We start from the raw sequence: 1,589 nt of genomic DNA, 5'->3' as shown, positions 1-1,589 counted from the left end.
GTCGACCGTTACTTCGCGGAAGTAACGAAGGGCGCACGGGGGATGCCTAGGCTCTCAGAGGCGATGAAGGACGTGATAAGCTGCGATAAGCGTGGGGGAGGGGCACATACCCGGTATATCCCACGATTTCCGAATGGGGCAACCCACCAGGTTGAAGACCTGGTACACGAGCCGCAAGGCCGTGGGCGAACCCGGGGAACTGAAACATCTAAGTACCCGGAGGAACAGAAAATAACAATGATTCCCCCAGTAGTGGCGAGCGAACGGGGACGAGCCCAAACCGGGGCGGTTACGGCCGCCGCGGGGTTGTAGGACCACGACGTGGGACCTTTTTACGGTAGTCGAAACAGGTGGGAAACTGTACCAGAGACGGTGAGAGTCCGGTAGACGACATTGTGGAAGGCCCTAGTGGGATCCTGAGTAAGGCGGGACCAGAGAAATCCCGTCTGAATCCGCCGGTACCATCCGGCAAGGCTACATACTCCTGAGAGACCGATAGTGAACCAGTACCGTGAGGGAAAGGTGAAAAGAACCCCGAATAGGGGAGTGAAAAGAACCTGAAACCGTGCGCTTACAAGCGGTCGGAGCCCCTTGGTGGGGTGACGGCGTGCCTTTTGCATAATGAGCCTACGAGTTACTCCTCCCTGGCAAGGTTAAGTGTTTGAAAACACGGAGCCGCAGCGAAAGCGAGTCTGAACAGGGCGCAGAGTCAGGGGGGGTAGACGCGAAACTTTGTGATCTACCCATGGGCAGGGTGAAGGTTGGGTAAAACCAACTGGAGGCCCGAACCAGTTTCCGTTGAAAAGGATTTGGATGACCTGTGGGTAGGGGTGAAAGGCCAATCAAACTGAGAAATAGCTCGTACTCCCCGAAATGTATTGAGGTACAGCGTCGTGGTTGAGTCCCGTGGAGGTAGAGCTACCGATTGGACTAGGGGGTGTCACAGCCTACCGAATCCAGACGAACTCCGAATGCCACGTGGATGTACACGGCAGTGAGGCGTGGGGTGCTAAGGTCCCACGCCGAGAGGGAAAGAACCCAGACCATCCGCTAAGGTCCCTAAATCCGGGCTAAGTTGAACAAAGGAGGTCCAGTTGCCTTGACAGCCAGGATGTTGGCTTGGAAGCAGCCATTCATTTAAAGAGTGCGTAACAGCTCACTGGTCGAGCGACAGGGCATCGATAATACGCGGGCATCAAGTCCGGTACCGAAGCGATGGATTCTACTTATGGTAGAGTGGTAGGGGAGCATTCCAGCAGCGGTGAAGCCACGACCGGGAGGCGTGGTGGAGCGGCTGGAAAAGCAAATGTAGGCATGAGTAACGATAAAACAGGTGAGAAACCTGTTCGCCGATAGACTAAGGTTTCCTGCTCAACGCTAATCGGAGCAGGGTTAGTCGGGACCTAAGGCTAAGCTGAAGAGCGACGACCGATGGCCAGCTGGTTGATATTCCAGCACTCGTTTTGTAGAGTGATGCGGTGACGGAGAAGTGAAAGAGGCGCGGGCGGACGGAAGTGCCCGTTGAAGGCCGTAGGTAGTGGGCCGGTAGTAAAGTACGCCGGCCTAGCTGAAAGCTGATAGTAGTCCAA

1 rRNA gene is annotated in these 1,589 nt (G+C 55.6%); it reads left to right on the top strand.

The features are described 5' to 3' along the window. Positions 1 to 15: 15 nt before the first annotated feature. Positions 16 to 1,589: ribosomal RNA gene (locus AC5FXY_RS22305) — 23S ribosomal RNA — on the top strand; the annotation flags it as partial.

It is taken from the genome of Hymenobacter sp. FMD4, assembly GCF_058932745.1.
The sequence above is the reverse complement of the archived record's forward strand: the minus strand, read 5'-3'. Positions and strand labels throughout refer to the sequence as shown.